General features: G+C 68.5%; 19 protein-coding genes. 10 read left to right on the top strand and 9 right to left on the bottom strand.

Annotated features, from left to right (window positions below; translation table 11 throughout):
* Positions 1–73: 73 nt before the first annotated feature.
* From H7F49_RS04135 to H7F49_RS04125, 3 genes are all read right to left on the bottom strand, one after another.
* The gene (locus H7F49_RS04135) at positions 74–1,219 is read right to left on the bottom strand and encodes an SH3 domain-containing protein (RefSeq protein ID WP_185682300.1); all 1,146 of its coding nucleotides are present in this window, start codon (positions 1,217–1,219) and stop codon (positions 74–76) included.
* Positions 1,220–1,502: 283 nt separating this feature from the next.
* Positions 1,503–3,716: a catalase/peroxidase HPI gene (katG, locus tag H7F49_RS04130; protein WP_185682299.1), complete on the bottom strand. Its 2,214-nt coding sequence runs from the start codon at positions 3,714–3,716 to the stop codon at positions 1,503–1,505.
* Between the two features lie 163 nt (positions 3,717–3,879).
* Positions 3,880–4,362 carry a MarR family winged helix-turn-helix transcriptional regulator gene (locus H7F49_RS04125; RefSeq protein WP_185682298.1) on the bottom strand — a complete coding sequence of 161 codons (483 nt, stop codon included), beginning with the start codon at positions 4,360–4,362 and terminating at the stop codon, positions 3,880–3,882.
* Between the two features lie 94 nt (positions 4,363–4,456).
* On the opposite strand from H7F49_RS04125, the gene H7F49_RS04120 reads away from it, so the two are divergent.
* Genes H7F49_RS04120 through H7F49_RS04100 form a run of 5 tightly spaced genes read left to right on the top strand, consistent with a single transcriptional unit; the run spans position 4,457 to position 10,826 of the window.
* Positions 4,457–5,296: a p-hydroxycinnamoyl CoA hydratase/lyase gene (locus tag H7F49_RS04120; RefSeq protein ID WP_185682297.1), complete on the top strand. Its 840-nt coding sequence runs from the start codon at positions 4,457–4,459 to the stop codon at positions 5,294–5,296.
* A 24-nt stretch (positions 5,297–5,320) separates the two neighbouring features.
* Complete coding sequence (locus tag H7F49_RS04115) at positions 5,321–7,435, top strand: acetate--CoA ligase family protein (protein ID WP_185682296.1); 2,115 nt, start codon at positions 5,321–5,323, stop codon at positions 7,433–7,435.
* Between the two features lie 60 nt (positions 7,436–7,495).
* A complete protein-coding gene (locus H7F49_RS04110; protein ID WP_235981776.1) occupies positions 7,496–8,833 on the top strand; it encodes an MFS transporter in 1,338 nt (445 codons plus the stop codon).
* Between the two features lie 47 nt (positions 8,834–8,880).
* Positions 8,881–10,278: an aldehyde dehydrogenase gene (locus H7F49_RS04105; RefSeq protein WP_214647638.1), complete on the top strand. Its 1,398-nt coding sequence runs from the start codon at positions 8,881–8,883 to the stop codon at positions 10,276–10,278.
* Positions 10,279–10,289: 11 nt separating this feature from the next.
* Positions 10,290–10,826 carry a DUF3237 domain-containing protein gene (locus H7F49_RS04100; RefSeq protein ID WP_185682294.1) on the top strand — a complete coding sequence of 179 codons (537 nt, stop codon included), beginning with the start codon at positions 10,290–10,292 and terminating at the stop codon, positions 10,824–10,826.
* A 135-nt stretch (positions 10,827–10,961) separates the two neighbouring features.
* Here the strand turns inward: H7F49_RS04100 and H7F49_RS04095 are convergent, their stop codons facing one another.
* Together H7F49_RS04095 and H7F49_RS04090 are read right to left on the bottom strand one after the other, a co-directional pair.
* Positions 10,962–11,786, bottom strand: coding sequence for a flagellin N-terminal helical domain-containing protein (locus H7F49_RS04095; RefSeq protein WP_185682293.1), 825 nt, complete (start codon positions 11,784–11,786; stop codon positions 10,962–10,964).
* A gap of 271 nt (positions 11,787–12,057) precedes the next feature.
* Positions 12,058–12,933 (bottom strand): alpha/beta fold hydrolase, encoded by an 876-nt coding sequence (locus tag H7F49_RS04090; protein ID WP_185682292.1) that lies wholly within the window; start codon positions 12,931–12,933, stop codon positions 12,058–12,060.
* Between the two features lie 135 nt (positions 12,934–13,068).
* Here H7F49_RS04090 and trxB point away from each other — a divergent pair, with 135 nt between their 5' ends.
* The gene (trxB, locus tag H7F49_RS04085) at positions 13,069–14,043 is read left to right on the top strand and encodes a thioredoxin-disulfide reductase (RefSeq protein WP_185682291.1); all 975 of its coding nucleotides are present in this window, start codon (positions 13,069–13,071) and stop codon (positions 14,041–14,043) included.
* Between the two features lie 6 nt (positions 14,044–14,049).
* Here the strand turns inward: trxB and H7F49_RS04080 are convergent, their stop codons facing one another.
* From H7F49_RS04080 to H7F49_RS19860, 4 genes are read right to left on the bottom strand one after another with little or no spacing between them, the layout of a single operon-like run.
* Entirely contained in the window at positions 14,050–14,841 is a 792-nt protein-coding gene (locus H7F49_RS04080; protein WP_185682290.1) for a hydrolase 1, exosortase A system-associated, read from the bottom strand.
* Positions 14,838–15,512 (bottom strand): hypothetical protein, encoded by a 675-nt coding sequence (locus H7F49_RS04075; protein WP_185682289.1) that lies wholly within the window; start codon positions 15,510–15,512, stop codon positions 14,838–14,840. The genes H7F49_RS04080 and H7F49_RS04075 overlap by 4 nt, the downstream gene beginning before the upstream one ends.
* 8 nt (positions 15,513–15,520) lie before the next feature.
* Positions 15,521–15,784 (bottom strand): acyl carrier protein, encoded by a 264-nt coding sequence (locus tag H7F49_RS04070; RefSeq protein ID WP_185682288.1) that lies wholly within the window; start codon positions 15,782–15,784, stop codon positions 15,521–15,523.
* Between the two features lie 34 nt (positions 15,785–15,818).
* On the bottom strand, positions 15,819–16,865 hold the full coding sequence (locus tag H7F49_RS19860) for a GNAT family N-acetyltransferase (RefSeq protein WP_185682287.1): 1,047 nt from the start codon (positions 16,863–16,865) through the stop codon (positions 15,819–15,821).
* 29 nt (positions 16,866–16,894) lie between these two features.
* Here H7F49_RS19860 and H7F49_RS04060 point away from each other — a divergent pair, with 29 nt between their 5' ends.
* The 4 genes from H7F49_RS04060 to H7F49_RS04045 all read left to right on the top strand — a co-directional run bounded on the left by H7F49_RS04060 (position 16,895) and on the right by H7F49_RS04045 (position 22,044).
* Complete coding sequence (locus H7F49_RS04060; protein WP_185682286.1) at positions 16,895–18,421, top strand: acyl-CoA ligase (AMP-forming), exosortase A system-associated; 1,527 nt, start codon at positions 16,895–16,897, stop codon at positions 18,419–18,421.
* Positions 18,418–19,644, top strand: coding sequence for a pyridoxal-dependent decarboxylase, exosortase A system-associated (locus H7F49_RS04055; protein WP_185682285.1), 1,227 nt, complete (start codon positions 18,418–18,420; stop codon positions 19,642–19,644). Before H7F49_RS04060 ends, H7F49_RS04055 begins: the two co-directional genes overlap by 4 nt.
* 218 nt (positions 19,645–19,862) lie before the next feature.
* Entirely contained in the window at positions 19,863–20,507 is a 645-nt protein-coding gene (locus H7F49_RS04050; protein ID WP_185682284.1) for an XrtA/PEP-CTERM system exopolysaccharide export protein, read from the top strand.
* A gap of 16 nt (positions 20,508–20,523) precedes the next feature.
* Positions 20,524–22,044 (top strand): XrtA system polysaccharide chain length determinant, encoded by a 1,521-nt coding sequence (locus H7F49_RS04045; protein ID WP_185682283.1) that lies wholly within the window; start codon positions 20,524–20,526, stop codon positions 22,042–22,044.
* The last annotated feature ends 3 nt before the right edge of the window (positions 22,045–22,047 follow it).

Genomic DNA, 22,047 nt, shown 5'->3' with positions numbered 1-22,047 from the left:
TGGGGGATCGCCTCGGTTCCCCTCCGTCGCCCTCCGGTCCGCTATGCGCAGGCTTGCGGGAACGACCCAGCCGTTACCGGCACTTGGGGTGCGACAGGATGTCGCGGGCATCGATGATCCGGCCCTGTTCGGCGGCGGTCTGCGCGCACAGCCGCGATGGCCTGTGGTAATAAACGCTGTAGAGCCGGCCTCCGGTGGAGAAGGACTCCACGTTGTCAAACCCGCGTGAACGCAGGGTGTTGAAGGCCCTGGTGCTGTCCATTCCGATCAGGCCCGCGATGCTGCCCGCCTCACCGGCATAGCCCGGATAGGTCCCATGGCCGGGCGCGGGTTGGAGAAACCGGGCGCGGGCCCAGCCGTTCAGGCGCCGATCGAGCGTGGCGACCTGGCACCAGTTCTCGCCATAGGCGTTGTGGCAGCTGTACCGTCGCAGCGTTGATCCGGCATCCACTCGGCCGACCACATGATCGCGCGGGCCGGGGCCCGACATCAGGTTGATTCCGCCGCCCGCCGCAAAACTGACGGCGACGAGCTCGCCATCCGCGGCGGTTGCGCCCGCATGATGTCCGGGCGAGACCGAACCTGTCGGGCGCAGGTATCGTCCCAGGGCCCATCCTTTGGCCATGTTGGGGTTGGGAGAGACCTCGCACCACTGTTCGCGATTGAAGACCTGGCAACCATAGCCTTGCAGGATGGCCCCCTCGGCCATCTGCATCAGGACCGGGGCACCGGTCGCCGGCTGGGCAAAGATGCTCAGCCCGTTGGGCCGGACGCTATAGACCTCGAACTGCTGCCAGGACGGGTGGGGCGGACGCATGACCTGACCGGATTGATCGGGCTTGTCCTTGTCCTTCTGCGACAACAGGATGGCCCCCAGCGCCGCTGCCCCCAGCACCGCGGCGACCGCCAGGGTATCGCCCTTGCTGTCGTAACCGCAGTCCTTGTTGCTGGCGTTGGTGATCGAGGAGTACAGGCCGTTGACCGTGGCGACCCGGATGCATTTCTTGGTCTTCGGGTTCCACCAGTAGTACACGCCCCCCGCCGCCCGGGCATTGGTCTGCGCGGTCTGGAAACCGCGGGATTTCAACGCGGCTTCCCCTTCGGACTGTTTCTGGCCGAGCAGATCCTGCACCGTGTCGGCCGACTGGGCCTGGACCGGACTGATCCCCAGGCCGATCGATGCCAGAACTGCCGTGATCCTGTTGATGGCTGCCTTCATGACCCATCTCCCGAACGCTTATGCTGTCTTGCCAAGGCTATAGCACCTGGCGGGGCTGGGCGAAGGCCAAATTTGCCACCCTCGGCAGGGCAGGCCAGGCTTTGGGCCAGGTTCGGGGCGAGGGTGGGACGCGGCGCTCGGACGGCAACGGTCGGACTGTTCTGGGTCACGACGCCGCCCGCCGGGGTCTCCCGATCGAGCACCGGGAAGACCGGCGGCGGAAGCGAAAACGGCGGCCAGGCTTGCGCCCGACCGCCGACTTTCGTTCAACGCGGGGCCCGGTTCAGAACCGGTCGGCGTTCATCACCTTGGTCCAGGCCGCGACGAAATCGGTCACGAACTTGGACTTGGCGTCGTCCGAGGCATAGACCTCGGCCACGGCGCGCAGCTCGGAATTGGAGCCGAACACGAGGTCGACCGGGGTGGCGGTCCACTTCGTCGCGCCCGTGGTGCGGTCCTTGCCCTCGTAGAGGCCCGGCGCGGATGCCGACTTGCTCCACACCGTGTCCATCGACAGCAGGTTGACGAACACGTCGTTGCTCAGCGTGCCCGGGCGGGTGGTGAGCACGCCCGCGGTCGAGCCCCCGGCGTTGGCGCCGAGCGCCCGCATTCCGCCGACCAGCACGGTCATTTCGGGCACGGTGAGGTCCAGGCTGTCGGCCTTGTCGACCAGGGCCTCGACCGGGCCGTAATGAGCCTCCGCGCTGTAGTAGTTGCGGAAGCCGTCGGCCTTGGGTTCGAGCACCGCGAAGTTGGCGACATCGGTCTGCGCCTGGGTGGCGTCGACCCGGCCCGGGGTGAACGGCACGGTCACGTCCTGCCCGGCGGCCTTGGCGGCCCGCTCGATCCCGACAGTCCCGCCCAGCACGATCAGGTCCGCCAGGCTGACCTGCTTGCCGCCGCCGGCAGCCTTGTTGAAGGCAGTGCGGATGCCGTCGAGCGCCGTGACCACCTTGGTCAGTTCCTGCGGATCGTTGACCGCCCAGCCGCGCTGCGGATCAAGCCGCAGCCGCGCGCCGTTGGCGCCGCCGCGCATGTCGGTCGAGCGGAAGGTAGACGCCGCCGCCCAGGCCGTGCGGACCAGTTCCGGCGTGGTCAGGCCCGCGCCGGCGATGGCCTCCTTCAACTTGCCGATGTCGGCGGCGTCGATCGCCGCATAGTCGGCCTTGGGCAGCGGATCCTGCCAGGCGAAGCTCACCTTGGGCGCGTCCTTGCCCAGGTAGCGGGCCTGGGGCCCCATGTCTCGGTGAGTCAGCTTGAACCAGGCGCGGGCGAACGCATCGGCGAAGAGCTGCGGGTTCTTCTTCCACGCCATGGTGATCTTGCGGAAGCCCGGGTCCTCGCGCAGGGCGATGTCGGTGGTGAACATGATCGGGGCGTGGCGCACACCGGGGAGGTGGGCGTCGGGCACCAGGTTGGCCGCCTTGGGGTCCTTGGGGATCCACTGGGTCGCACCGGCCGGGCTCTTGGTCTTGACCCATTCGAACCCGTAGAGGTTGTCGAGGTACTGGGTGGTGAAGGCGATCGGATTGGCCGACCAGGCGCCTTCCAGTCCGCTGCTGACCGTGTCCTCGGCCTTGCCCTTGCCGCAGCTGTTGGCCCAGCCGAGGCCCTGCTGCTCGATCTTGGCCTGACCAGGGTCGGCCGCCACGCAGCCCTCGGGCTTGCGCGCCCCGTGGGCCTTGCCGAAGGTGTGCCCACCGGCGATCAGCGCCGCAGTTTCCTCATCGCTCATGTTCATCGCGCCGAAGGCCCGGCGGATGTCGGCTGCGGCGAGCAGCGGATCGGGGTTGCCGTTCGGGCCTTCGGGATTGACGTAGATCAGCCCCATCTGGGTCGCGGCGAGCGGGCCCTTGAGGTTGCCCTTGGCATCGCGCCGCTCATCGGCGAGCAGCTTTGCTTCCGGGCCCCAGAACACCAGGTCGGGCTGCCACGCGTCGACCCGCCCGGCCGCGAAGCCAAGGGTCTTGAAGCCCATGTCCTCCATCGCGACGTTGCCCGCCAGGATCATCAGGTCACCCCACGACAGCTTGCGGCCGTACTTCTGCTTGATCGGCCAGACGAGGCGGCGGGCCTTGTCGAGGTTGACGTTGTCCGGCCACGAGTTGAGCGGTTCGAACCGCATCTCGCCGCCGTCCGAGCCGCCGCGCCCGTCGCCGGCGCGGTAAGTGCCGGCGCTGTGCCAGGCCATGCGGATGAAGAACGGGCCATAGTGGCCATAGTCGGCGGGCCACCAGGGCTGCGAGGTGGTCAGCACCTTGCGCAGATCGGCCTTCACCGCATCGAGATCGAGCGTCGCGAACTCGCGCGCATAGTCGAAGTCCGGACCATAGGGGTTGGCCTTGGCCTCGTGCTGACGCAGCGCCGAAAGGTCGAGCTTGCTGGGCCACCATTCCTTTTCGGCAGCCGCCTGTGCCTGGGCGGCGGCCGGAGCCGTCAGCGCCAGCGGTGAGGCGGTCAGGGCCAGCGCGAGCAGCGCGAACCGGGTTGCTTTCATGGGATGTCTCTCCTCCTGTCCGGGCCCGGTCTGGGCCGGGCAGACGGGTGGGCTATCCCGCCGGGGGCAGGCCTGCCCAATGGAAAGCTTCCCTGACAGTAATCGGGGAAATCGATCAAACCCGATTTCTCTCCGGAAGTTTGCTGATTTTTTGCTGGGCCGGCTAGCCGCTGAGTGCTCGCAACGCGGGGACCAGGTGAGCGCGATGGGCGTCGGGAACCCGATCGAGCAGGTCACGCTCGAACCGGTCGGTCACCTCGCGGACCCGGGCGAGGCGATCCTGCCCTGCCTCGGTCAGCAGGATCGCCTGCGATTTGCGGTTGATCGGCTCACGCCGGATCAGCCCGGCGGTCTCGAGCCGGGCCAGCAGCGGGACCATGTTGGCCCGCTGGATATCGAGCGCCTTGCCGATGTCGGCCGAGGTCAGGTCCTCCCGGCCGCCCAGCAGCAACAGCACCGTCGCTTCCGAAATGCGCAGGTCCAGGGCGGTCAGGCGCGTCGCCAGTTCGGCCATCATCGCGTTGGCGGCCCGGCGCAGCAGATAACCGGGCAGGGCGGCCAGCGGATCGTCCGGCCAAGGGTCGGCGGCCGGCGGGTCATGGTCCCGCAGCTCCGGGTTCGGCAGGGGCTTGGCGTGGTCCGTCATGGGCCCTCTTCCTAACTGTCCCGAACGCTATTGACTATAGCAGATTGAAAGCTATGAATCATAGCAATTGCCATCACAACTGCCGGGGAGTGTCATGACCGATCGCGCCGAAGAGGATACCGTTGCCGTCCGGGTCGAGGACCGGATCGCCTGGGTGTCCTACAACCGTCCGGAAAAGCGCAATTGCATGAGCCCCAAGCTCAACCGCCAGATGCTGCGGGTGCTGGAAAGCCTGGAGTTCCGCGAGGATGTGGGCGTGCTGGTGCTGACCGGCGAGGGTGACGCCTTTTCGGCGGGCATGGACCTGAAGGAGTACTTCCGCGAGAACGAGGCCCTGGGGATCGGCGCGATCCGCAAGAGCCAGCGTGAGGCCTATGGCTGGTGGGACCGGCTGCGCTGGTACGAAAAGCCCACGATCGGCATGGTCAACGGCTGGGCCTTCGGTGGCGCCTATGGGCCGCTGCATGCGCTCGACATCGTGGTGGCCGCCGATGATGCCACGTTCGGCCTTTCGGAAATCAACTGGGGCATCCTCCCTGGCGGCGGGGCCAGCAAGGTCGCGCAGGAGCTGATGCCGTTCCGCAAGGCGATCTATCACGCGATGATGGGAGAGAACCTCACTGGCAAACAGGCCGCCGAACAGGGACTGGTGACCGAGAGCGTTCCCGCCGACCAGCTTCACGCCCGGGTCACGGAAATCGCCCAGGTCCTGCTCAAGAAGGATCCCAATGCGCTGCGCGCCACCAAGTGGGCGATGCGTCGCATGGCCGAAATGACCTTCGACAACGCGATGGATTACCTGATCCGCGCCCAGGAGGCGCTCAACGGGATGGGCGGGCTCGAGGCGCGCAAGGAAGCGACGAGGCAGTTCCTCGACGAGAAGACCTTCAAGCCGGGGCTGGGCGCCTTCGACGCCACCAAGGTCACGCGCTGAGCGCGGGCGGGGAGGGCAGCGCGCATGAGCGGAACGCCGGACGCCGCGATGATCACGCGCCTGCTGCGGCCGAAATCGGTCGCGGTGGTCGGGGCCAGTGACAAGCCCGGGGCGCTCGGCGCCTCGGTGCTCGGGAACCTCGATCGCAACGGCTTTGCCGGCACGGTCTACCCGATCAATCCCAACCGCGAGGCGATCGGCGCGCGCCCGTGCCTGGCCTCGGTCGCCGATCTGCCCGAGGGGGTCGACGTGGCCGTCCTGGCCATACCGCAGCCCGCGGTGCTCGATGCGGTGCGCGGCCTGGCCGAACGCCGCTGCGGGGCGGCGATCGTCTTTTCCGCCGGGTTTGCGGAAGGGGGCCCCGAAGGGCTGGCCCAGCAGGCCGAGATCGCGCGGATCGCGGCCGAGGCGGGCATGGTGCTGGAAGGTCCCAACTGCCTGGGCATGGTCAACCATGTCGACGGGGTGCCCCTGACCTTCGTCGAGACCGAGTGCGTGGCCCCGGCAGGGCGTGCCGCGATCGGGATCGTCTCGCAGTCCGGGGCCATGGCGGCGGTGCTCGGTACGACCTTGCAGGCGCGCGACCTGCCGCTGAGCTATGCCGTCTCGACCGGGAATGAGGCGGGCTCCGCGGTCGAGGACTATGTCGACTGGCTGGTCGATGAACCGAACACCCCGGTCATCGCGATGATCGTGGAACAGTTCCGCCATCCCCGCCGTTTCCTCGCCGCTGCGGCCCGGGTCCGCGCGGCGGGCAAGCGGATCGTGCTGCTCCATCCCGGCAAGTCGAGCGCGGCCCGCGAAAGCGCCGCCACCCATACCGGGGCCATGGCCGGTGATTACCCGCTGATGCGCGCCAAGGTGGAACGCGCCGGCGTTGTCTTCGCCGAAACGCTCGAGGAACTGGGTGACATCGCCGAGATCCTGGTGCGCTGCGCGCCGCTGACCCGGCCCGAACTGGCGGTGCTAGGGGAATCCGGCGCATTCAAGGCCTTGACGCTTGACCTTGCGGAAGAACTGCAACTGCCATTGGCGCCGCTCGGCGATGCCGACAGCCCGGCCCTGCGCGAGGCGCTGCCGCCGTTCGTGCCGGTCAGCAATCCGCTCGACATCACCGCGCAGGGGCTCAGCCAGCCCTCGATCTACACCCGCTCGCTGCAGGCCCTGCGCGACGATCCCCGGGTGGGCGGGATCGTCTGCGGGATCATCCAGGGCGATCCGGTGACGAGCGGGATCAAGGTCCCCGCGATCCTTGCCGCGCTGGACGAGCGACCGCTGGGCAAGCCGATGGTCTTCGCCGGGCTGGATGAGGGAGCCGGCATTCCCGCGCGGTTCATCGCCGATCTGCGGGCCCGCGGTGTGCCGTGGTTTCCGACCAGCGAACGCGCGTTCCGGGCCCTCGCGCGGCTGGGTGCGCGCCTGGCGCACGACCTCGCCGATCACAGTCCGGCGCCGCTGGCGGTTCCCGGGCTGCGCGATGCCTCGGGTGTCATCCCGGAATATCGGGCCAAGGCGCTGCTGGCCCCGCTGGGCGTCCCGTTCCCGCTGGGCCGCTTCGCCGCCACGGCGGACGAGGCGGTCGCCGCGGCCGAGGCGCTGCGCTATCCGGTCGCGATCAAGGCCCAGGCGGCGGCGCTCAGTCACAAGAGCGATGCCGGCGGGGTGGCCCTGAACCTGGGGGATGCCGCCGCGGTGCGCGCCGCCTGGGCCGCGATGCATGACAGCGTGGCGGCCTATGATGCGGCGATCCGGCTCGACGGCGTGCTGGTCGAGGCGATGGGACGGCGCGGGGTGGAAATGATCGTCGGGGCCCGCAACGATCCGGACTGGGGTCCGATCGTGCTCGCCGGTTTCGGCGGCGTGACGGCCGAGATCCTGCAGGACGTGCGCCTGATCACTCCGGACCTCAGCGAGACGCAGATTGTGGCCGAGCTGGGCAGGCTGAAGAGCGCGGCGCTGCTGCACGGCTATCGCGGCGCCCCTCCGCTGGACGTGGCGGCGCTCGCCCGGCTGATCCGGACCGTGGGTGCGATCCTGCTGGCCGAGCCGGGCCTGCGCGAGCTCGATCTCAACCCGGTGATCCTCCATCCGGCCGGCGAGGGCGTGGTGGCGCTTGACGCCTTGATCTGGACCGGCTGAACGGACGACAAGAGACAGAGAGAACGGCAAGAGCCGGATCCAACCAGGCGGGAGAGTGGAATGGTCGATGCAGCAGGCGGGGCGGGAGCCGTTGCGGACGATCCGCGCCAGCGGCTCGCCCGGGCACCGATGACCGGACGCCAGCTCGTGGCGATCGCCATGTGCGTGCTGCTGAATGCGCTCGACGGGTTCGACGTGCTGTCGATCAGCTTCGCCTCGCCCGGCATCTCGAAGGAGTGGGGGATCGACCGGCCTGCGCTGGGCGTGGTGCTGTCGATGGAGCTGATCGGGATGATGGTCGGCTCCGTGCTGCTGGGCCAGTTGGCCGACCGTGTCGGCCGCCGCTCGACCGTGATGGCCTGCCTGGTCATCATGGCGGCGGGGATGGTCGCCACCACGCAGGTCGGCTCGATCGAGGCCCTGGCAGCGACACGGTTGTTCACGGGGCTGGGGATCGGGGGCATGCTGGCGGTGATCAATGCCCTGGCCGCCGAGTTCGCCAACGAACGTTCACGCGGGGCTGCGGTCGCAATCATGGCGGCAGGCTATCCGGTGGGCGGCATTGCCGGTGGCGCGATCGCCAGCGGGCTTCTGGCGCAGGGAGACTGGCGTGACGTGTTCTGGCTCGGCGCCGGGCTGACCGCGGTGTTCCTGCCGCTGGTGCCGCTGCTTGTGCCCGAACCGGTCAGTGCCCTGTTGCAGCGCCGCGGTCCCGATACGCTCGAACAGGTCAATCGCAGCCTGGTGGCGCTGGGCCACGCCCCCACCGACCGGTTGCCACCGGTCGATCCGGTCGCGCGCGAGAGCTCGATCGCCGAGCTGTTTCGCGGCGGCATGGCCGTGACAACGGGCCTCCTTACGATCATCTACTTCAGCCAGTTGCTGACCTTCTACTTCGTGCTCAAGTGGTCGCCCAAGATCGTGGCCGACATGGGCTTCGCGCCGTCATCGGCCGGCAGCGTGCTGGTCTGGGGCAATGTCGGCGGGCTGGCGGGCAGCCTGCTCTACAGCGCCTTGTCGGTCCGGGTGCCGACCCGCGTCCTGCTGTCCGGCTTCATGATCGCCTCCTGCGCCGCGGTTGCGCTGTTCGGGCATAGTCCGGCCGACCTCACCCTGCTGGCCCTGGCGGCGGCCACCGCACAGTTTTGCGCGAATGGCGTGATCGTCGGGCTCTACGGCCTGGTCGCGAGCAGCTTTCCCACCGCCAACCGGGCGGGCGGAACCGGCTTCGTCATCGGCCTGGGCCGTGGTGGCGCGGCGATCAGCCCGGTTCTGGGCGGCTATCTGTTCAAGGCCGGCTTCTCGCTGCCGGTGGTGGCCGGCTTCATGGCCACCGGATCGCTCGTCGCCCTGGCGGCGCTGCTCCTGCTGCCCCGAAGAGCGGCCGAAAGCTGCTGATGTCCTTTTGAATTTGTGATCTGCCCCTTGCCGCTATGGAGACCCCCATGGAATTCACCCGCATCAACCCGATCACCGGCGAGGTGGCCTCGTCCGCGCCGGCGCTCAAGGCCTCTGACATCCCCGCGATCGCCGCGCGCGCCGAGGCGGCGTTTCCCGCCTGGGCGGCGCAGGGGCCCAACGCCCGCCGCGCGGTGCTGATGAAGGCCGCCGACGCGCTGATGGCGCGCAAGGATGCCTTCGTCGCCGCCATGATGGCCGAGACCGGATCGACCGCCGGCTGGGCGATGTTCAACCTCGGTCTCGCCGCCAGCATGGTGCGCGAGGCCGCCGCGCTGACCACCCAGATCGCGGGCGAGGTGATCCCCAGCGACAAGCCCGGGTGCCTGTCCATGGCACTCAAGGAGCCGGTCGGGGTGATCCTGGGGATCGCGCCGTGGAACGCGCCGATCATCCTGGGCGTGCGCGCCATCGCGGTGCCGCTGGCCTGCGGCAACAGCGTGATCCTGAAGGCGAGCGAGACCTGTCCGAGGACTCACGCCCTGATCATCGAGGCCTTCGCCGAGGCGGGCTTCCCGGAGGGCGTGGTCAATGTCGTGACCAATGCGCCCGAGGATGCGGGTGAGGTGGTCGGCGCGCTGATCGATGCGCCCGCGGTCAAGCGCATCAACTTCACCGGATCGACCCACGTTGGCCGGATCATCGCCAAGCGCGCGGCCGAGCACCTCAAGCCCTGCCTGCTCGAGCTGGGCGGCAAGGCGCCGCTGCTGGTGCTGGAGGACGCCGATCTGGACGAGGCGGTCAAGGCCGCGGCCTTCGGCGCCTTCATGAACCAGGGCCAGATCTGCATGAGCACCGAGCGGATCATCGTGGTCGAGGCCGTGGCCGATGCCTTCATCGCCAAGTTCGCGGCGAAGGCCGCCAGCATGGCGGCGGGCGATCCGCGCGAGGGGACCACGCCGCTGGGCGCCGTGGTCGATCGCAAGACCGTGGATCACGTCAACGCGCTGATCGACGACGCCGTGGCCAAGGGGGCCGAGGTGGTCGCCGGGGGCAAGGCGGAGAGTGTGATCATGCCGGCCACCGTCGTCGCGGGCGTGACCGCGGCGATGAACCTCTACCGCGACGAGAGCTTCGGCCCCGTGGTCGCGGTGATCCGCGCGCGCGATGCCGAGCATGCGATCGAGCTGGCCAACGACAGCGAGTACGGCCTGTCGGCCGCGGTCTTCACCCGCGACGCCGCCAAGGGGCTGGGGATCGCTCGCCGCATCCGTTCGGGCATCTGCCATGTCAACGGCCCGACCGTTCACGACGAGGCGCAGATGCCCTTCGGCGGGGTCGGCGCCTCGGGCTATGGCCGCTTCGGCGGGCGCCAGGGCATCGACAGCTTTACCGAGACGCGCTGGATCACCATCGAGACCCAGCCCGGCCACTTCCCGATCTGAGCGGGCGGATCATGACCCTATCAACGAAGGCCGCGGCGGTGGCAGCCGCGGCCGCCGCGCTCGCCGGTCCCGCCGGGGCCGGCCCTGCGGCGCCCGCCCCGACACTCGACTATGCCTTCACCGCCACGGTGCTGGTCGCTCCGGCGCTGGAACAGGGGGCCGTCGACGGCGGGCGCAAGCGGTTCATCGCAATCACCGGTGGCCAGGTGTCAGGGCCGCTGCTGACCGGTGAGGTGCTGGCCGGCGGAGGGGACTGGCAAGTGATCGAGGCCAGTGGCCTGACCCGGGTGGAAGCGCACTACTTCCTGAAAGCCGGTGACGGGACGGTGATCGAGGTGACCAACCCCGGCGTGCGGGTGGCCGATCCGGCGGTGATCGAGAAGCTGGCGCGGGGCGAGGAGGTTGATCCGTCGGCCTACTATTTCCGCACCACGCCCAGCTTCAAGGTTGCCGATGGCCGGCACGAATGGTTGCGCCGCAGCGCGTTCGTGGCCCGGGGCGTGCGCAAGCCCGACCGCGTCCTGATCGATGTCTACGTGGTGCGCTGACCGGGCTCCCCGACACAACAAAGCCCCGCCGAGGGGCGAGGCCGGGACGCGGGCCGTCAGGGGCGGGCCGTGAGCCCCGGGAACTCCCGAAGGGCGGCTCCCACGAAGGAGCCGCCCCCACCGGGGAACTGGGGATTACTTCAGCAGCGAGAGAACGTTCTGCTGGGCCTGGTTGGCCTGCGCGATCATCGCGGTCGAAGCCTGCGACAGGATCTGGGCCTTGGCCAGCTTGGTGGTTTCCACCGAGTAGTCGGTGTCCTCGATCCGCGACTTCGCGTCCGACAGGTTCGCGATGTTGCTGGTCAGGTTGTTCACTGCCGATTCGAGCCGGTTCTGGCCACCGCCGAGCGAGGCGCGGGCGGCGTTGACGTCGGCCAGTGCGAGATCGACGTTGCTCATCGTTGTGGAGGCCTTGGCCGCAGTTGTCACGTCCAGTGCGGTGGCGCTGATGTTCACGCCGCTCACCGCGGTCGAAGTCAGCGTCACGACCTGGCCGACATCGGCACCGGTCTGGATGTTGATGGTCACGTTGGTGCCAGCGGTCTTGCTGAACAGCGTGATGCCGTTGAACTTGGTGTTGGTCAGAACGTCGTCGACCTGCTGGGTGAGGTTCGAGACTTCCGACTGCATCGCGGCACGGTCGGTGTTCTGGAAGGTGCCCGAGGCGCCCTGGACCGCCAACTCGCGGATGCGCTGCAGCATGTTCGCGATCTCGGCCAGCGCGCCTTCGGCGGTCTGCGCCAGCGAGATGCCGTCGTTCGCATTGCGGATGCCCTGGGCCATGCCGCGGGTCTGCGAGGTCATGCTGGTGGCGATCGCCAGGCCAGCCGCGTCGTCCTTCGCGCTGTTGATCCGCTTGCCCGTCGACAGCCGTTCCATCGCCGAGCCGAGCATCTTGTCGGCCGAGACCGACGCGTTCGAAGCGCGTAGAGCGCTGATGTTCGTGTTGATAACCGCCATTGTCTGCTCCCGGTGTTGATCAGGGTCGCAATGACCCGCCAATGATCACAACCAAGACCGGCATGTGACACACGTTTTTAAGGGGACTATCCCGGCGACATGCGCGAATTCGATAATTCCGCTGAATTTGCAGGATAAATTTGCCGGATAGACGGGCAATAGCAGCGACGCGCTGCCGGACCCGGACACAGATGCGGGGGGATTGGCCGTGCCGGCTATCCCCGCGTCAGGCTTGCCCCCAGCCAGGGCCGCGGCGCGGGCCGGAGGCCGATCAGGGCCGCAGGAAAGCGGTCACGTCAGCAAGGAAGTCGTCGAGCCGATCGTGGTGCAGCCAGTGTCCGGCGTTCTCGTAAGTGATCAGCCGGGCATCGGCGAAATGGGCCATCCGGCCATCCTCGGCGGGGCTCGACGCCCAGGAGTTGGCCCCCCATTGCAGCAGCACCGGGCAAGTGATGGCTTGCCACACTTCGAAGATTTCCTCCGGCGGCAACTCCTGCGGTGGCGGGCTGAACAGGTAGTTGTCGTACTTCCAGCTCCAGGTCCCGTCCTCGTTGCGACTGGTGCCGTGGATGGTCAGGTGCCGGGCCTGGTCGTCCGACAGATAGGTGTTGGCTTCCTTCATCCGTTCGAAGGCCTGCTCCAGCGTGGCGTAGCGCCGCGGCTGGCGGCCGGCGGCCTCGCGACGGTTGGCGACCCATCGGCGCACCCGCTCGGCGTGACCGTGGCCGGCAAGCTGGTCAACCTCCTTGGGTCCGAAGTCCAGGCCTTCGATGTTGACCAGCCGATCGACCTTTTCCGGGAAGATACCGGCATATCGTGACGTGATCATGCCACCCATCGAATGGCCGATGATGGTGACCTTCGGGTAGCCCAGAGTCTGTACCAACTGGGCGAAATCGTAGACGCAGCTTGTCATGCGATAGTCCCCGTCCGGTGACCACGCGCTGTCGCCGTGGCCACGCAAATCTGGGGCAATCACGTGCCAGTCGTGGCGCAGCCGCTGCGCGACCCAGTCCCAGCTCCGGCAATGGTCGCGTCCGCCATGCTGCAGGATCAGCGGCGGCGCATCCGGATTGCCCCAGTCGACATAGTGAAGCCGCAGGCGCTGGGAGATGAAGCTGTGCGAAGTGGGGCCGGACGTGATCATCGTCCAAGCCTGTTCGCCCGCCCGGACCCTGTCAACCTGTCGCGGGCTTCCCCGGTCGGGCAAAACCCGGGTTGCGGGACTCGTCAAGCGGTTGGGCAGACCCTATCTGCGGGGCGACAGGAGGAATCACGTCCCATGGCCACCCATACCACCCGCATGCTGATCATCGGCTCCGGTCCGGCCGGGCTCACCGCCGCCATCTATGGCGCGCGGGCCGGCATGCAGCCGATCGTGGTGCAGGGGCTCCAGCCGGGCGGGCAACTGACGATCACCACCGATGTCGAGAACTACCCCGGCTTTCGCGATGTGATCCAGGGCCCCTGGCTGATGCAGGAAATGCAGGCCCAGGCCGAACATGTGGGTACGCGGATGATCTGGGACACGATCGTCGATCTCGACCTGTCGGGTCCCCCGTTCCGCGCGTTCGGCGATTCGGGCGATGTGTATGAAGGCGAGACGCTGGTGATCGCCACCGGCGCCCAGGCGCGCTGGCTGGGCGTACCGGGGGAACAGGAACTGGGCGGCAAGGGCGTTTCGGCCTGTGCCACCTGCGACGGCTTCTTCTATCGCGGCAAGAAGGTGGTGGTGATCGGCGGCGGCAACACCGCAGTCGAGGAGGCCCTTTACCTGACCAACCATTCGCCCGACGTGACGGTGATTCACCGCCGCGATTCCTTCCGCGCCGAAAAGATCCTGCAGGATCGCCTGTTCGCCCATCCCGCGGTCAAGGTGGCGTGGAACAAGGTGGTCAACCGGTTCGTGGGCGATCCCGCCGCAGGGGGGCTCACGGCGGTCGAGGTCGTCGATACCCTGACCGGCGAGACCTCGCTGATCGAGACCGACGGGGCCTTCGTGGCGATCGGTCACGCGCCTGCCACCGCGCTGTTCCAGGGCAAGCTTGAGCTGGACGAAAGCGGCTACATCATTGTCACCCCCGGCACACCGAAGACCTCGATCCCCGGTGTATTCGCTTGTGGCGACGTGATGGATCACACCTATCGGCAGGCCGTGACGGCCGCGGGCACGGGCTGCATGGCGGCGCTCGATGCCGAACGGTTCGTGGCCGAGCGCGAATTTGCGCTGGGCCGGGAGACGCCGGTCCCCGCCTGATCGACTTCAAGCGCCGCGCTCGACCTCGGCCAGGGCGTCGAGCAACTGGTGCTCCAACCAATCGCGGGCTGTGGGCTCGACAAAGCTGTGGGACGCGCCGGCACAATGCCGCAGGCGGGGATCACGGCTATCCCAGCGGGCCAGGAACACCTGTGCCGTCCGGTCCCGGTCGGCCAGCAGGATGCGCACCGGACCGTTGAACCCGGCGAGCCCCGCGCGCAGCTCTGCCGCCAGCGAGGACGGAGGAGCCGGCGCCAGCACCTTGCGCAGGCTCACCACCAGCGCGCGAAACGCGATCCGTCCGCGCAGCAGCCGCAGCAGCGCCGCCGGATCACGCAGGCGCCGGGCATAGTGGGCGCGCACCGCTTCCGGGGGCGGGTCGTCGCTCTCGTCGGCGTCCTCGATGGTCCAGGGGTTCGACAGCACGAGACCGCGGCACCCGGCGCCCGAGGCGAGCATCAGGGCCGCTGCGGCATCGCAATTGCCGAAAGCGACAATGTCCCTCACGCCCGGACAGGCCTGCCGGAACGCAGCGATCGCCGCCTCGATGTCGGGCAGGGACTCCCGGAAACCGGGATTGTCACCCGCGCTGTCGCCCACCCCGCGCCGGTCGTAGCGGAACACCGGATAGCCTGCAGCCGCCACTCGGGCAGCGATCTGCGCCTGACCGTTCCACGCGCCGGCCCGGATTTCGTTGCCGCCGGAAACGATCAGCAGGCCGACCGGACGCGGCCCATCGTCCAGGGTGCCGAAGCATTCGCTGCCCTGGCAGGCAAAGGCAACGGGGCGGCGGCTCATGCGGGGGTATCCTGCACGATCCGGCGGGCGAGGGCGGCGCTCTGCTCCGGGCTCTCGCCCGGTTCGGCGCGCAGCCACAGCCCGGCGCCGCCCAGGTCGGCCTGGGCGATCGTAATGAGGTGAGGGGCCGGCACCGCGTGCTGGAGATCATCGATCAGGTTCGGCCCGAGCCGATAGCCGGCCAGATCCAGGCCTGCCTTTCGGCCCATCTCCAGCAAGGCTTCCTGGGTTTCCTCGCGTCCCGCCTCACGCGCGGCCAGCACCCGGGCGCGGAGCAGTTGGCGCAGCAGGCTGGTCCCGGCGATCGCACCGAGGGACCAGCCCGGCAGGTCGGGCGCGATCAGGCTGCCGCCGCGCAGGGCCAGCACATGGGTTGCGGCGAAGTGCCGTCCGGCAGCGGCCATGGCCATCCGCCAGCCACCAAGGCTCTGCTGGTCCAGCGGTGCCAGGCTTTCGTTAGTGCCGGGCAGATCGGGCAGCATGGTGTCGATGCCGGCTTCGTCCAGCCGTCGCATCGTTTCCGCCGCGAACCGGCGCAGGCGGTTGTGCTCGTCGAACAGGGCGGGCGCGATCAGCACGCGCCGGGCCCGGCCGCGGTCGAACACGAGGGCCCATTCGTCGCGCGTGCCGGCAGGAGCGGCTGCGTCCGGGCAGGGCCAGCCGACGATCATCGTCTGGGTCAGGCGCTCGCCAGACGGGCCTCGATGAAGGCCAGCAGCGAACCATAGGTCTCCAGCAGCTCACCGTCGACATCGTCATCGTCGATGATGAAGCCCAGCCGGTCCTCGATCTCGGTCAGCAGCCCGGCGACCGACATCGAATCGAGTTCGGGCAGGTGTCCGAACAGCCCGGTGTCGCGATCGAAGCGGGCGACGCGGGCGGGATCGAGCCCGAGCACGTCAGCAAGGATCTGGCGCAGGGTCTGGTCTGCAGAGGTGCTCATGACAGTTCCGGTCATTGTCGGGAAGGACGCGGCTCTAGCGGGGCGAAGCGCGCCGGGCAAGGCGCAGGCGGGCCAGCCTGCGCCGACCGGGTTTCGCGAGCCGGGCCGAGGCGGCCCGCGCCAGATGCCACCAGGTCCGGGGCGAGGTCGTGCGCAAGGCGACCAGATGGTAGCGGGGCCGCACGTCTTCCATCCAGTCGGCCTTGTAGGCATCGTTGCCGGTGCCGAAATCGATCAGGTCGACCCGGTCTTGGTCCATCACGTGAGCGAACAGCGCGGCGCTCAGGATCGTGCCGGGCGATGCCTTGCGGGCGGTTTCGCGGTGGGCCAGCTTGTGGATGTAGGCGGTGCCGTTCTCCACCGTCCAGAGCTGGGCTGCCGCCGGCTCGCCGTCGATGGTGGCGATGCCCAGGCGCAGCCGTCCCTCGCATGACTCCGCCTCGGCAAAGGCGCGCAGGAAGTCCGGCGAACCTTCCTCGGGTTTCCAACTGTCGCGGTAGACCGCCTCGTAGGCCGACCAGACCTCCTCGGCGAAGCGGGTGTGGACCACGCAGCCGACCCGGCCGCTCTTGCGCCGCAGGGTCGTGCGCAGCGGCCCGGGCCGTCCGGCGACATAGTCCGCGTAGGACCGGCCCATGACCCGCAGGATGTGGTTGCTGTCGTGCGAGACGCAGCGGGTGATCCAGCCGGCGCGACGGAACGCCCTGGTCAGGCTGCTGCCGGTGCCGTCCTCTTCGGGCAGGAGGGGCAGGGAAACCCGCCAGGTGCGGCGGCCGAGATCCCGGGCGATCGCCTCGAGCAGCGGAGCCGGGTTGGCTCCGGGGGTAATCAGCGGCTTCCAACGGAACGTGTACCAGTTGGCCAGGGCCGAGAGGTTGTCGCCCTGGGTCTGCAGGGGCAGCAAGGCCAGGCCGTCGCGACCGCGCGCCACGACGAAGATCGGGTCCAGATCGCAATAGCGCTGCAACCGCTCCCACCACTCCGTCCGGTCGAACGGAGCGGCCGCACGCGCCAGCAGGTCCGACAACGTGTCGTCGGCTGAGACTTTGCGCAGGTCGCGGAGATATTCTACTGCGATCACTCTTGTCCTTCTGGAGCTTTCTCGGAACCTTGGCGCACGATCTCCGCACCGCTGCCCGACCGATCGATCACCTGGCCTTGTCCGGTGCGGCCGAAGACCCCGCACTGCTGCTGCGCGACACGGTGTTTACCTTCGAAGACTTAAGGAGCCGTATCGGCGCCTTAGGGGCCTGGCTGAACCGGGCCCTTCCCGAGCCGGGTGCCCGGGTTGCGAGCTGGGCGGCCAAGGGTGAACTCAGCTGCCTGCTGCCCCTGGCGGCTGCGCGCGCCGGTCTGGTCCACGTGCCGATCAACCCCCTGCTCAAGCGCGCGCAAGTGGCGCACATCCTGAAGGACAGTGGGGCCCGGCTGCTGATCGGCTCGCCGGCCCGTCTCGCCACGCTCGAGCCGGATGATATCGCCGGGCTATATCGTTGCGTGGGTGAGGCCGAGGCCCTGGCCGAAGCCGATGGCGTGGATGCCGAGCTGGGGCCATCGTCTGCCGATCCCGACAGTCTGGCCGCCATCCTCTACACCAGCGGATCAACCGGCCGGCCCAAGGGGGTGATGCTGAGCCACGCCAACATGTGGCTGGGGGCCGAAAGCGTCGCGACCTATCTGGGGCTGTCAGCGGCTGACCGGACCCTCGCGGTTCTCCCGCTGTCGTTCGATTATGGCCAGAACCAGTTGCTCTCGACCTGGTATGCGGGCGGGGCGGTGGCCCCGCTCGATTACCTGACCCCGCGCGATGTGGTGAAGGCGATATCCCGGTATGATATCACTACGCTGGCGGCCGTGCCTCCGCTATGGGTGCAGTTGGCGGAACTCGATTGGCCGGTCGAGGCTGCCGCCCGTCTGCGTCGGCTGACCAACAGCGGCGGCGCCTTGACCGTGCCGCTGGTGCGAAGCCTGCGCGGCCTGTTCCCGCAGGCACGGCTTTTCGCGATGTACGGGCTGACCGAAGCCTTCCGCTCGACCTATCTCGACCCGGCCCTGATCGACAGCCATCCGACCTCGATGGGCCGGGCGATTCCTCATGCCGAGATTCTCGTCATCAACGATGCCGGAACGATCGCCGCCGATGGCGAGGAGGGGGAACTGGTCCACTGCGGCCCGTTGGTGGCGCAGGGCTACTGGCAGGACCCCGAGCGAACCGCCGAGCGCTTCAGGCCGGCTCCGGCAGGTTCGGGCCATGGTGGCACGGCTGTCTGGTCGGGCGACCGGGTCCGGCGGGAAGCCGACGGGCTGCTCTATTTCGTGGGACGTCGGGACGCGATGATCAAGTCGGCCGGGAACCGGATCAGTCCGCAGGAGATCGAGGACGCCGCCATCGCGACCGGGCTGGTGGCAGAGGCCGTGGCCCTGGGTCTGCCTGACGAACGGTTGGGGCAGGCGGTCCATCTGGTCGCGCGCGCACTGGGCGATCCCGCCGTGGCTCAGGCCGAATTGCCGCGCAGGCTGGCGCAGGAGCTGCCCAATTTCATGCAGCCCAAGGCGATCCACTGGCGCGAGGTGATACCGGTCGGCCCGAACGGCAAGCTCGACCGTGCCGGTCTGTTGGAGGAATTGACGCGATGAAACCGCTCGGGCCCATTCCTGCCGGCTATGGCGAAGCCGCCGGGCGCCTCACCATCGACGGTCAGGATGTCCTTGCGCTGGTGGAGGCCGCCGGGCGGACACCGCTGTTCGTCTATTCGCGCGCGCTGATCGCCGCGCGGGTGGCCCGGCTGCGCGCCGCCCTGCCGGTCGGGGTGGCCTTGCACTATGCGATCAAGGCCAATCCCTTCCGACCGGTGCTCGATACGCTCCACGATCTGGTCGACGGGTTCGACATCGCCTCCGGCGGTGAGCTCGACAAGGTTGTGGCCGCCGGGATCGACCCGCGACGCGTCAGCTTCGCCGGACCGGGCAAGCGCGATGACGAGCTGGCCAGGGCGGTCGCCTGCGGCGTCACGCTGAACCTGGAATCCGAAGGCGAGGCGGAACGCGTGTTGCGCATCGCCGAGCGGGACGGGCGGGTTCCGCGACTGGCGGTGCGGGTCAATCCCGATTTCGATCTCAAGGGCTCGGGGATGAAGATGGGCGGCGGGGCCAAGCCGTTCGGGCTCGACGTCGAACGGGTGCCGGACCTGGTGCGGCGCATCGTCGCGGCCGGGGCGGAATGGCGCGGGTTCCATATCTTCGCCGGCAGCCAGGCCCTGTCCGCCGAGCACATCATCGAAACCCAGGCCCAGACGCTGCAACTGGCCGCGCGCCTCGCCGAGCAGGCCGGACAGCCGGTGCCGCATCTCAACCTCGGCGGAGGCTTCGGCATTCCCTACTTCCCGGGGGATGAGCCGCTCGACCTCGAGCGGGTCGGCGCGGCGCTGGCCGAACGCTTGGCCGATCTTCCCGCGGCGCTCGCCGGGACGCGCTTCTGCATCGAGCTCGGGCGCTACCTGGTGGGCGAGGCGGGCGTCTACCTGACCCGCATCGTTGACCGGAAGATCAGCCACGGCGAGGTGTTCCTGGTGACCGACGGCGGCCTGCACCACCAACTGGCGGCGTCGGGCAATTTCGGCACGGTGGTGCGGCGCAACTATCCGGTGGCGATCGCCACGCGCTACGCCGATCCGGTCGAGGAGGAGGCCTCTGTGGTGGGCTGCCTGTGCACGCCGCTCGACCGGTTGGCCGACAAGGGCGGTTTCCCGCGCGCCGATGTGGGGGACATCGTCGCGGTTTTTTGTGCCGGGGCCTATGGCGCGACGGCCAGTCCGGCGGAGTTCCTGGGGCAGGGACCGGCCGCGGAAATGATGGTTTAGGCGCCCTGCGGCGGGCTGAATTCGCCGTTTGGACATGTCCGGAATACTGTCCCGCAGCGGGACAGGGCCACGCAAATCCAGCGCTTACAAGGCAATACTAACGGGTTGTTCACCCTTTTCGGCGATAGCCAGGGCAATTGATCCGTGCCCGGGGTGCGGTGGCGGACGCCTGTTCCGTCCCCGTCCCCCGTGCCTGACCGTTGCAAGGACTGCTGCCGATGCCCTTTACCCGCCTGTTCCAGATGCTGGCGTTCTGCGCCATGGCAACGCTGGCCCTGGCCGGTTGTGCGGGTGGAGGCGGCCCGACGCAGTTGCCGCCGGCATCCTTCGTCGCCATGCAGGAGGGCCCCGGCGAGGACTACGTGATCGGTCCGCTGGACGAGCTGACCATCTTCGTCTGGCGCAACCCGGAGCTGGGGGCAAGCGTGCAGGTCCGGCCCGACGGACGGATCACCACGCCGCTGATCACCGACATGCCGGCCGTGGGCAAGACCCCGTCGATGCTGGCCGAGGACATCAAGCTTCAGCTCTCCCAGTACATCCAGGAGCCGCTGGTCTCGGTGATCGTCAACAAGTTTGCCGGCACCTTCAGCCAGCAGGTGCGCATTGTCGGGGCGACCGGAAAGCCGGCTTCGATCCCCTATCGTGCCAACATGACCGTGCTCGACGCGATGATCGCGGTCGGTGGCCTGTCGGAGTTCGCGGCGGGCAACCGCTCCAAGCTGATCCGCTTCGACAAGGAGACCGGTCACCAACGCGAATACAGCCTGAAGCTGGGCGATCTGCTGAAGAAGGGCGACAGCCGGGCCAACGTGATGCTGATGCCGGGGGACGTGATCATCATCCCCGAAAGCAAGTTCTGAGGCGCGGGGACCGGGGATGAACAGTCTGCTCGACGAAGCCCGCGCCGCGCTATTCAGCGTCTGGCACCGCAAATGGATCGCCCTGGGCATCGCCTGGGGCGTCTGCCTGCTCGGCTGGCTGGCCGTGGCGGCCGTGCCCAACAGCTATGAATCCAAGTCGCGCATCTTCGTGCAGCTCGACGATCCGCTGGCCGAACAGATCGGCATCGGGGCGAGCGACCGACGGCGCGATATCGAGCGGGTCCGGCAGACCCTGACCAGCGCGGTCAATCTTGAGAAGGTGGTGCGCTCCACCCGGCTGGGCGATGGCATCACCACGCCCAAGCAGATGGAAACCATGGTCACTGACCTGGGCAAGGCGATCAAGGTGAAGAGCGAGCAGGATAACCTGTTCGAAATCTCGGCCACCTCGACCGACAGCAACCTGTCCGATGCCGAGAGCGCCAAGCTCGCCCAGGAAATTGTCCAGAAGATGATCGACATCTTCCGCGAAGAGAACCTGGCAGGCGGTCGCGGCGAGATGACCGAGACGCTGGAGTTCATGAACCAGCAGCTTGCCGACCGCCAGAAACAGCTCGAAGCGGCTGAACAGCGCCGCTCGGCCTTCGAGGCGCAGCACCCGGAACTGTCGCAGGGCGGGGCTTCGCTGATTCAGCGACTGGAAGGCGCCCGCACCGAATTGCGCGGGCTTGATGCCGATATCGCCGCTGCCCAGAGCGCGCTCGCCGCGATCAACGGCCAGTTGGCCGGGACGCCGCAATCGCTGACCGGCCCCGGAGCCGGCGGCGGTGCGCGATCGGCCCTGGCCGAGGCGCTGGGCCAGCTTGCGGCGCTGCGCTCGCGCGGGTTGACCGACAACCACCCCGATGTGATCGCCGCGCGCAACCAGGTGGCGCAGTTGCGCACCCTGGCCGCCAACGAAGGCCCGGGCGGCGGGATGCCGAACCCGGCCTACAGCTCGTTGCAGTCGATCCGCGCGGAAAAGCAGGCCAATCTCCAGGCGCTGATCACCCGCCGCGCCGCCGCGCTGGCGGATCAGGCCCGACTCACCGGCCAGCAGGTCGCCAACCCGGAGGCCTCGGCCGAGGCGCAGCGCATTTCGCGCGACTATGACGTGCTCAAGCAGCAGTACGACAAGCTGCTGCAGGATCGCGAGCAACTGCGGTTGCGCGGCCAAGTCGAGAATGAACGCAGCGCGGTCAAGTTCCAGGTGATCGATCCCCCGTCCACTCCGCGCAAGCCGGTCGCGCCGAACCGCCCGCTGCTGTTGATGGGTGTGCTTGTTGTCGGGCTGGGCGCCGGCATGGCGGGCGCCTTCGCGGTCGGCCAGTTGACCTCGGGCTTCCACACGATGGGACGGCTGGAAAAGGCGATCGGCCTGCCGGTGCTGGGGGCGATCTCGCACACGATGAACGATGTCGGGCGCGCCGTAGCCGCCAAGCGGCTCAAGTACTTCATGGCCGCCAGCGCGGCCCTGGGGGTGGTTTTCGTCCTGCTGCTGGCATCCGAATTCATCCAGCGCGGCATGGTGGCTTGAGGG

The organism is Novosphingobium aerophilum (assembly GCF_014230305.1).
Taxonomy (GTDB): Bacteria; Pseudomonadota; Alphaproteobacteria; order Sphingomonadales; family Sphingomonadaceae; genus Novosphingobium; species Novosphingobium aerophilum.
Note: the sequence above shows the minus strand (reverse complement) of the source record. Positions and strands in the feature narration are given on the sequence as shown.

Bases quoted from the DNA above. Each gene is read 5' to 3' on its own strand.
- H7F49_RS04135 (WP_185682300.1), bottom strand. From the start codon at position 1,219: ATGAAGGCAGCCATCAACAGGATCACGGCAGTTCTGGCATCGATCGGC.
- katG (WP_185682299.1), bottom strand. From the start codon at position 3,716: ATGAAAGCAACCCGGTTCGCGCTGCTCGCGCTGGCCCTGACCGCCTCA.
- H7F49_RS04125 (WP_185682298.1), bottom strand. From the start codon at position 4,362: ATGACGGACCACGCCAAGCCCCTGCCGAACCCGGAGCTGCGGGACCAT.
- H7F49_RS04120 (WP_185682297.1), top strand. From the start codon at position 4,457: ATGACCGATCGCGCCGAAGAGGATACCGTTGCCGTCCGGGTCGAGGAC.
- H7F49_RS04115 (WP_185682296.1), top strand. From the start codon at position 5,321: ATGAGCGGAACGCCGGACGCCGCGATGATCACGCGCCTGCTGCGGCCG.
- H7F49_RS04110 (WP_235981776.1), top strand. From the start codon at position 7,496: ATGGTCGATGCAGCAGGCGGGGCGGGAGCCGTTGCGGACGATCCGCGC.
- H7F49_RS04105 (WP_214647638.1), top strand. From the start codon at position 8,881: ATGGAATTCACCCGCATCAACCCGATCACCGGCGAGGTGGCCTCGTCC.
- H7F49_RS04100 (WP_185682294.1), top strand. From the start codon at position 10,290: ATGACCCTATCAACGAAGGCCGCGGCGGTGGCAGCCGCGGCCGCCGCG.
- H7F49_RS04095 (WP_185682293.1), bottom strand. From the start codon at position 11,786: ATGGCGGTTATCAACACGAACATCAGCGCTCTACGCGCTTCGAACGCG.
- H7F49_RS04090 (WP_185682292.1), bottom strand. From the start codon at position 12,933: ATGATCACGTCCGGCCCCACTTCGCACAGCTTCATCTCCCAGCGCCTG.
- trxB (WP_185682291.1), top strand. From the start codon at position 13,069: ATGGCCACCCATACCACCCGCATGCTGATCATCGGCTCCGGTCCGGCC.
- H7F49_RS04080 (WP_185682290.1), bottom strand. From the start codon at position 14,841: ATGAGCCGCCGCCCCGTTGCCTTTGCCTGCCAGGGCAGCGAATGCTTC.
- H7F49_RS04075 (WP_185682289.1), bottom strand. From the start codon at position 15,512: ATGATCGTCGGCTGGCCCTGCCCGGACGCAGCCGCTCCTGCCGGCACG.
- H7F49_RS04070 (WP_185682288.1), bottom strand. From the start codon at position 15,784: ATGAGCACCTCTGCAGACCAGACCCTGCGCCAGATCCTTGCTGACGTG.
- H7F49_RS04055 (WP_185682285.1), top strand. From the start codon at position 18,418: ATGAAACCGCTCGGGCCCATTCCTGCCGGCTATGGCGAAGCCGCCGGG.
- H7F49_RS04050 (WP_185682284.1), top strand. From the start codon at position 19,863: ATGCCCTTTACCCGCCTGTTCCAGATGCTGGCGTTCTGCGCCATGGCA.
- H7F49_RS04045 (WP_185682283.1), top strand. From the start codon at position 20,524: ATGAACAGTCTGCTCGACGAAGCCCGCGCCGCGCTATTCAGCGTCTGG.